This window comes from Nocardioides dubius, from assembly GCF_039528155.1.
Lineage (GTDB): Bacteria > Actinomycetota > Actinomycetes > Propionibacteriales > Nocardioidaceae > Nocardioides > Nocardioides dubius.
On record NZ_BAAALG010000013.1, the window covers coordinates 181,493 to 189,110 of the forward strand.

The 7,618-nt window shown below is 70.1% G+C and carries 7 protein-coding genes; 6 read left to right on the forward strand and 1 reads right to left on the reverse strand.

Annotated elements, in window-relative coordinates:
* Nucleotides 1-64: 64 nt before the first annotated feature.
* Nucleotides 65-1,300 carry a lytic transglycosylase domain-containing protein gene (locus ABD151_RS18030; protein ID WP_343996203.1) on the reverse strand — a complete coding sequence of 412 codons (1,236 nt, stop codon included), beginning with the start codon at nucleotides 1,298-1,300 and terminating at the stop codon, nucleotides 65-67.
* 264 nt (nucleotides 1,301-1,564) lie between these two features.
* Here ABD151_RS18030 and hemL point away from each other — a divergent pair, with 264 nt between their 5' ends.
* The 6 genes from hemL to ccsB all read left to right on the forward strand — a co-directional run bounded on the left by hemL (nucleotide 1,565) and on the right by ccsB (nucleotide 7,557).
* Entirely contained in the window at nucleotides 1,565-2,902 is a 1,338-nt protein-coding gene (gene hemL, locus ABD151_RS18035) for a glutamate-1-semialdehyde 2,1-aminomutase (RefSeq protein WP_343996204.1), read from the forward strand.
* 64 nt (nucleotides 2,903-2,966) lie between these two features.
* Nucleotides 2,967-3,641: a histidine phosphatase family protein gene (locus ABD151_RS18040; RefSeq protein WP_343996205.1), complete on the forward strand. Its 675-nt coding sequence runs from the start codon at nucleotides 2,967-2,969 to the stop codon at nucleotides 3,639-3,641.
* A 29-nt stretch (nucleotides 3,642-3,670) separates the two neighbouring features.
* Complete coding sequence (locus ABD151_RS18045; protein WP_343996206.1) at nucleotides 3,671-4,225, forward strand: TlpA disulfide reductase family protein; 555 nt, start codon at nucleotides 3,671-3,673, stop codon at nucleotides 4,223-4,225.
* The gene (locus ABD151_RS18050; protein WP_343996207.1) at nucleotides 4,218-4,967 is read left to right on the forward strand and encodes a cytochrome c biogenesis CcdA family protein; all 750 of its coding nucleotides are present in this window, start codon (nucleotides 4,218-4,220) and stop codon (nucleotides 4,965-4,967) included. Before ABD151_RS18045 ends, ABD151_RS18050 begins: the two co-directional genes overlap by 8 nt.
* Nucleotides 4,967-6,541 carry a cytochrome c biogenesis protein ResB gene (resB, locus tag ABD151_RS18055; RefSeq protein WP_343996208.1) on the forward strand — a complete coding sequence of 525 codons (1,575 nt, stop codon included), beginning with the start codon at nucleotides 4,967-4,969 and terminating at the stop codon, nucleotides 6,539-6,541. The genes ABD151_RS18050 and resB overlap by 1 nt, the downstream gene beginning before the upstream one ends.
* Nucleotides 6,538-7,557 (forward strand): c-type cytochrome biogenesis protein CcsB, encoded by a 1,020-nt coding sequence (gene ccsB / locus ABD151_RS18060; protein ID WP_343996209.1) that lies wholly within the window; start codon nucleotides 6,538-6,540, stop codon nucleotides 7,555-7,557. The genes resB and ccsB overlap by 4 nt, the downstream gene beginning before the upstream one ends.
* Nucleotides 7,558-7,618 lie beyond the last annotated feature (61 nt).

Genomic DNA, 7,618 nt, shown 5'->3' on the forward strand with positions numbered 1-7,618 from the left:
CGTTGGTGTCTGCGCCTTCGCCTGCCATTTCTGCAATCTCGGCGGCTATTTGTGCGCCCTCGGGCTAGTTGGCGAGGCCGAGGGCCCGCAGCACCGAGGTGATGATGCCGGCGTCGTTCTCCTTGCCGACGAGCATGCTCACGCACTGGTCGTACTTGCCGACCACGATCGCCGGGACGCACAGGGTGCCGGCCAGCGCCTTGGTGATCAGGTTGTCGACCGGCTTGACGACGCCGTCGACGACCGGGGCCAGGGCGTCGCGCACCGGCTTGGTGGCCTTCTTGATCGGGCTGTCGTCGTCCTTCGAGTCGGTGCCCGGGAGGCCGCCGGGGCCGTCCGTGCTGCCCGGCTCGGTGGGCGTGCTGCCCGGCTGGGTGGGTGCGGTGCCCGGGGTGCTGGTGCTCGGGTTGGTCGTCTTCGGGCCCTTGGTGGCCAGCTGGTTGCCCAGGTTGGGCGAGGTCAGCGAGTAGTCCGGGGTGAAGTTGATCGCCGAGGTGGTGTTGTTCGGGACCGCGGTGTAGTCGCCGTCGAGGTAGGCGTCGCGGATCCGCAGCACCAGGTCGACGTACTTGTCGGAGTGGTTGTAACGGTGCACGGCGCTGCGACGGCCCTGGTCGGTGCCCAGGTCGTCGGTGCCGGCGCACAGGTAGACGGCGGTCGCCAGGGCGGCGTCGTCGATGTCCTGCGGGTTGCGCTTGCCGTCGCCGTCGGCGTCGACGCCCACCGACGACCAGGTGGTCGGGATGAACTGCATCGGGCCGACCGCGCGGTCGTAGACCTCGTCGTTGTCGAACTGGCCGGCGTCGGTGTCGCGGATCTCCTGGGTGTTCTTGTTGCCGTCCAGGGGGATGCCGTAGATGCCGGGGCGCGAGACGCCGTCGGTGCCCAGCGTGTTGCCGCCGTAGCGACCGTGGTCGGACTCGACCCGGCCGATCGCCGCGACCAGCTGCCAGTCGAGCTGGCAGGTCTTGTCGGCGGCGTTGATCACGGTCGCGGCCCGCTGGTAGGCGGCGAGCGCAGCCGAGGGGATGCCGCTGGTGGAGGAGGTGCGCACGATCGAGTTGCCCTCGCGCTCCGGCACGCCCAGGCCGATGCTGCCCGGCTGGGAGTAGCTGGCCGGATCCTCGATCGCCTCGGCCGGGACCGTGGCGCCGTCGGGAAGCGCGTCGCGCTCGTCGGCCGCAATGGCGACGGCGCTGCCGCCGACACCGATCAGACTTGCCGTCCAGGCCGTCGAGAGCAGGGCCAGCGGCACGAGTGCCGTGGCTTTTTGCCCACGGCTGAAGCGTGTCTTGCTCATGATGTGCGGATCTCCCCAGTGTGCTGTGTGTACTTACAACGCCCCGCTCCCTCAAGCACAGGCACCTGATCAACGAATGGTGTCACAGTGAGTTACGTAACACATCCCGTTCGGGAAACTTTCTCGTTTCTCGGGCGCCTTCTCCCCGTGCTCACCTAGGAGACGGCGCCCCCGGGAGGCCATGACGCGATCTGGGTCACACGGTTTCCGAGGGGCCTGCTTCGCCGATGTGCGCCAGTTGGAGGCGTCGGCGATGATGTTGCGGTGAGTTCTCCGACGTCTGCCGTCTCCGCGCGCTCCCAGGCTCTCTTCGAGCGGGGATCCGCCGTCACCCCGGGAGGCGTCAACTCGCCGGTGAGGGCGTTCAACGCGGTCGGCGGCACGCCGCGCTTCATCACCTCGGCCCGCGGCGCCTGGCTCACCGACGCCGACGGCAACGAGCTCGTCGACATGATCTGCTCCTGGGGCCCGATGCTGCTCGGCCACGCCCACCCCGAGGTGCTGGCCGCCGTCAACGCCGCGGTCGCGCGCGGCACCTCCTACGGCACCCCGACCGTGCCGGAGGTCGAGCTGGCCGAGGAGATCGTCTCCCGGACGCCGGTCGAGCGGGTCCGCTTCGTCTCCTCGGGCACCGAGGCCACCATGTCCGCGATCCGGCTCGCCCGCGGCTTCACCGGCCGCGACATGATCGTGAAGTTCGCCGGCTGCTACCACGGCCACGTGGACTCGCTGCTGGTCGCGGCGGGCTCCGGCCTGGTCACCCTCGGCGTCCCCGGCACCCCGGGCGTCCCGGACTCCGCCACCGCGCTCACCCTGGTGCTGCCCTACAACGACCGCGCCGCCGTCACCCAGGCCTTCGCCGAGCACGGCGACCGGATCGCCTGCCTGATCACCGAGGCCGCCCCCGGCAACATGGGCGTCGTGCCGCCCGAGCCGGGCTTCAACCAGTTCCTCGCCGAGACCTGCGCGGCCAACGGGGCGCTGTTCATCTCCGACGAGGTGATGACCGGCTTCCGGGCCTCGCGCCAGGGCCAGTGGGGCCTGGACGGCGCCGTCGAGGGCTGGCGCCCCGACCTCGTCACCTTCGGCAAGGTGATGGGCGGTGGCTTCCCGGCCGCCGCGTTCGGCGGTCGCGCCGACGTGATGGCCCACCTGGCTCCGCAGGGCGGCGTCTACCAGGCCGGCACCCTGTCCGGGAACCCGATCGCGACCACCGCCGGACTGACCACGCTGCGTCTGGCCACCGACGAGGTGTACGCGCACATCAGCGCTGCCGGCGAGGTGATCAAGGCCGGTGCCGCAGCCGCCCTGACCGCGGCCGGCGTCCCGCACCGGGTGCAGAGCGCGGGCACCATGTTCTCCGTCTTCTTCACCGAGAACGAGGTCCGCGACTTCGACGACGCCGGCACCCAGCACGTCGCCGCGCACGCCGCCTTCTTCCACAGCATGCTCGACGCCGGCGTGCACCTGCCGCCGTCGGCGTACGAGGCCTGGTTCCTCTCCGCTGCCCACGACGACCACGCGGTGCAGACCGTCCTCGACGCGTTCGGGCCGGCCGCCGAGGCCGCCGCCCGGGCCCTGGACGGTGCAGCGACCGCATGACCGCCGTCCCGACGACTCACCGCGCGCGCTCCGCTTGGGCGCGCACCAAGCAAAGCGAGAACGCATGAGCGACAAGACCACCGTCCACCTGATGCGCCACGGCGAGGTGCACAACCCCGAGGGCGTGCTCTACGGCCGGATGCCGGGCTACCACCTCTCCGAGCTGGGCAGGCAGATGGCCTCCACCGTGGCCGAGGCGATCGCCGACCGCGACGTCACCCACCTCCGGGTCTCGCCGCTGGAGCGCGCCCAGGAGACCGCGGCGCCGCTCGCGCAGACCTTCGGCCTCGACATCACCACCGACGACCGGGTGATCGAGTCGGAGAACTACTTCGAGGGCAAGCGCTTCGGCGTCGGCGACGGCGCGCTGCGCCAGCCGTCCGCCTGGATCCACCTGTGGAACCCGTTCAAGCCGTCGTGGGGCGAGCCCTACAAGGAGCTCGCGGCCCGGATGATGGCGGCGGTCTACGACGCGCGTGACGCCGCCCGCGGCCACGAGGCCGTGATCGTCAGCCACCAGCTGCCGATCTGGACCACCCGGCTCTTCGTGGAGAAGCGCTCCTACCTGCACGACCCGCGCAAGCGGCAGTGCACCCTGTGCTCGCTCACCTCGCTGCACTTCGAGGGCGACAAGCTCACCTCGCTCTCCTACTCCGAGCCGGCCGGCCACCTGATCCCCGCCCGGGACAAGGCGGCGCCGTTCTCGGCAGGCAACGCCCCCGAAGAGCACCGGCCCTGATCATGGCCAGGCGACCTGTTCTGCGTGCGGTGGCTGCTGCCGTCCTGGTAGCGGTCAGCTTCGCCGGCTGCTCCGGCCTGGAGGGCACCGGCGACAAGGGCTACGTCACCAGCGACGGCCGGGTCACCGAGCTCGACGCGGGCGACCGCGGCTCGGCGGTCTCGATCACCGGCGAGGACCTCGACGGCAACGACCTCGACCTCGCCGACTTCCGCGGCAAGGTCGTGGTGATGAACGTCTGGGGCAACTGGTGCGGCGAGTGCCATGCCGAGGCTGCCGACGTGGTCGGTGCCGCGGAGGAGACGATCGGTGACGACGTCGCCTTCGTCGGGATCAACGTGCGCGACTCCTCGGCTGCCACCGCGCGCTCCTACGAGCGCCAGTACGACGTCCCGTTCCCGTCCTTCTACGACCCGTCGGGGGAGAAGCTGCTCGCCTTCGACGGCTCGCTGCCGATCTCCGCGACGCCGTCCACGATGGTGCTCGACCGCGAGGGCCGGGTCGCCGCCAGCGTGATCGGGGTGCTGCCGACCAAGCAGACGCTCGTCTCCATGATCGAGAAGGTCGTCGCTGAGGATGGCTGACTTCTTCACCGAGTCGGTCCTGTCCGGCTCGTTGATCGTCGCGCTGCCGGTGGCCCTGCTGGCAGGGTTGGTCTCCTTCTTCTCGCCCTGCGTGATCCCGTTGCTGCCCGGCTACCTCTCGTATGCCACCGGCCTCTCCGGCGCCGACCTCGCCGACGCTCGCCGCGGCCGGATGGTGACCGGCGCGGTGCTCTTCGTGCTCGGCTTCTCGGTCGTCTTCATCGGGCTCGGTGCGCTCTCGGGCTACTTCGGCTCGTTCCTGATCGAGCAGCGCGACACGATGACGCTGATCCTCGGCATCCTGGTGATCGTGATGGGCCTGGCCTTCGCCGGCCTGCTGCCGTTCCTGCAGCGCGACGTGCGCATCCACAAGGTGCCGGCCGTCGGGCTGGCCGCCGCGCCGCTGCTCGGCTTCCTCTTCGGCCTCGGCTGGACCCCGTGCATCGGCCCGACGCTGGGCGCGATCCTGACGCTCGGCGTCAACGAGGCCACCGCCCCCCGCAGCGCCGTGCTCTCCGCGGTCTACTGCATCGGGCTGGGACTTCCCTTCGTGCTCGCTGCGGTGGCCTACCGCCGGGCCCTGGGCGCGTTCGCGTTCATCCGGCGTCACCAGGTGTGGGTGACCCGGATCGGCGGCGCCATGATGGTGATCGTCGGACTGCTGCTGGTCACCGGCTGGTGGGACTGGATCGTCAAGTGGCTGCAGGTCAATCTGATCCTGGGCTTTGAAACGAGTGTGTGATGGCTGCCCCTGACCTTGGCTTCGTCGAGATGATGCGCTGGGCCTGGCGCCAGCTCACCTCGATGCGGACCGCGCTGATCCTGCTCCTGCTGCTGGCGCTCGCCGCGATCCCCGGCTCCGTGGTGCCGCAGAGCGACGTCGACGCGATGCGCGCCAACAACTGGAAGGCCGACCACCCGGACCTGACCCCGATCTACGAGAAGCTCGGCCTCTTCTCGGTCTACGACTCGGTCTGGTTCAGCGCGATCTACCTGCTGCTGGTGGTCTCGCTGGTGGGCTGCATCCTGCCCCGGCTCCGGGTCTACTGGCGTGGCTTCCGCGCCGCCCCGCCGAAGGCACCGCGCAACCTGACCCGGCTCCCGGACAGCGACAGCTACCTCACCGACGCCCCCACCGACGAGGTGCTGGAGCGCGCCGCCGAGGTGCTGCGCAAGCGCCGCTTCCGGGTGGTCGTCGCGGACGGCGCCGTCTCCGCGGAGCGCGGCTACCTGCGTGAGGCGGGCAACCTGGTCTTCCACGGCGCGCTGCTGGTGGTGCTGGCCGGGGTCGCGATGGGCTCGCTGATGGGCTACCAGGGCGGTGTGATCGTCTGGAAGGACGGCAGCTTCTCCAACAACCTCACCCAGTACGACGACTTCAAGGCCGGTCGCTTCGTCGGCGTCGAGGACCTGGACCCGTTCCGGTTCACCGTCGACGACTTCGACGTCGAGTGGATCGACGACCCGACCAACCCGCGCTACGGGATGGCCCGCAAGTTCGTCGCCGGCATCCGCTACACCGAGAAGCCCGGGGCCGAGGAGAAGAGCTACGACCTGCGGGTCAACCACCCGCTCAGCGTGGACGGCACCGACGTCTTCCTGATCGGGCACGGCTATGCCCCCGTGATCACGGTGCGCGACGGCGAGGGCGAGATCGTCTCGTCCGGCCCGGTGCCGTTCCTGCCCGAGGACCAGGCCACCTTCACCTCGTTCGGCGTGGTGAAGGCGTCCGGCGCCACCCCGCAGATCGGCCTCGAGGGCATGCTGTACCCGACCTACTCGGGCGACCCGAACAACCTGGGCTCGGTCTTCGGGTCGCTGGGCAACCCGCTGATCTCGATGCAGGCCTACGTGGGCGACCTCGGGCTGGCCAGCGGATCGCAGTCGGTCTACGTGCTCGACAAGACCAATATGAAGCTGCTCGGTGGCACCACCGAGAACCTGTTCCGCGTCGACCTCTGCCCGGCGAAGATCGACGGCGAGGAGAACGCTCGCTGCGAGACCTCCACGGTGGAGCTGCCCGACGGCGCCGGCTCGGTGACGTTCGAGGACATCAAGCCCTGGGTGCGCGTGCAGATCAGCCAGACCCCGGGCAAGATGGTGGCGTTGGGCGGCATGATCGCCGCGCTCGCCGGCCTGCTGGCGTCGCTGTTCATCCGCCCCCGCCGGATGTGGGTGCGGGCACGTCGTGAGGACGACGGGTCGACCGTCGTCGAGGTGGCCGCGCTCGACCGCTCCAGCGGCGGCGAGGTCGGAGAAGAGATCGTCGAGGTCGTCGCCGCACTCAAGGGCGAGACCGTGAAGGAGGAGTTGTGACCAACGAAGCGTGGGAGACGCTGAGCGACCAGGCGGCGACCGTCTGTGGCGTCGTCTACTTCCTGGCGCTGCTCTCGTACTCGGCCCAGTGGGCGTCGTTGCGGAAGCTTCCGGCAGACGAGACCCCGCAGTCGGGTCAGGTCGCCGTCTGGGGCCGCTTCGGCCTCCTGCTGACCGGCCTGGGCTGTGCGGTGCACCTGGTCTCCCTGGTCGGGCGCGGCATGGCCGCCGACCCGAACCGGGTGCCGTGGGGCAACATGTACGAGTTCGTGCTGAGCTCGTCCTTCGTGGTGGTGCTGGCCTTCCTGGTCTTCTACCGCAAGTACCGCCTGGACTGGCTCTCGCTGTGGGTGGTCGGCCTGGTCTGGATCACGCTGATGGTCGCGATGATCCTGCTGCACGACCGGGTCGCGCCGCTGGCCGAGTCGCTGAGCTCGCCGTGGCTGGTCATCCACGTCTCGGCTGCGGTGCTCGCCACCGGCATCTTCACCCTCGGTGGTCTGGTCTCGATCCTGTTCCTCATCAAGGAGCGGCAGGAGAAGCGGATCGCGGTGCGCGAGGCCGAGCTGGTCCCCGTGGGTGGCGGCGGCGACGTCGCGGCCGCGCAGGCTGTTCCCCGGACCGGGATCCTGGCCCGGGTGCCGTCGTCGAAGTCGCTGGACCGGCTCGCCTACCGGCTGCACGCCTTCGCGTTCCCGGTGTGGACCTTCGCGGTGCTGATCGCCGGCCCGATCTGGGCGCAGGTCGCCTGGTCGCGCTACTGGGGCTGGGACGCAAAGGAGGTCTGGGCCTTCATCACCTGGGTCGTCTACGCCGCCTACCTGCACGCCCGCGTCACCGCTGGCTGGAAGGGCCGCAACGCCGCGATCGTGGCGCTGATCGGCTTCGTCACCCTGCTGTTCAACTTCATCGGGATCAACTACTTCTTCGGCGGCGGCTCCAAGCACTCCTACGCCGAGGACGCGCCGGCCGTGGTGCAGGTGATCAGCGCTGCGGAGCTGACCTCGCAACTGTGACCGCACACCTGTGACCGCGCCCCTGTGACCGCACCCGGCCCGAGTGGCCGCGGATGACGAG

Bases quoted from the DNA above. Each gene is read 5' to 3' on its own strand.
- ABD151_RS18030 (WP_343996203.1), bottom strand. From the start codon at position 1,300: ATGAGCAAGACACGCTTCAGCCGTGGGCAAAAAGCCACGGCACTCGTG.
- ABD151_RS18040 (WP_343996205.1), top strand. From the start codon at position 2,967: ATGAGCGACAAGACCACCGTCCACCTGATGCGCCACGGCGAGGTGCAC.
- ABD151_RS18050 (WP_343996207.1), top strand. From the start codon at position 4,218: ATGGCTGACTTCTTCACCGAGTCGGTCCTGTCCGGCTCGTTGATCGTC.
- resB (WP_343996208.1), top strand. From the start codon at position 4,967: ATGGCTGCCCCTGACCTTGGCTTCGTCGAGATGATGCGCTGGGCCTGG.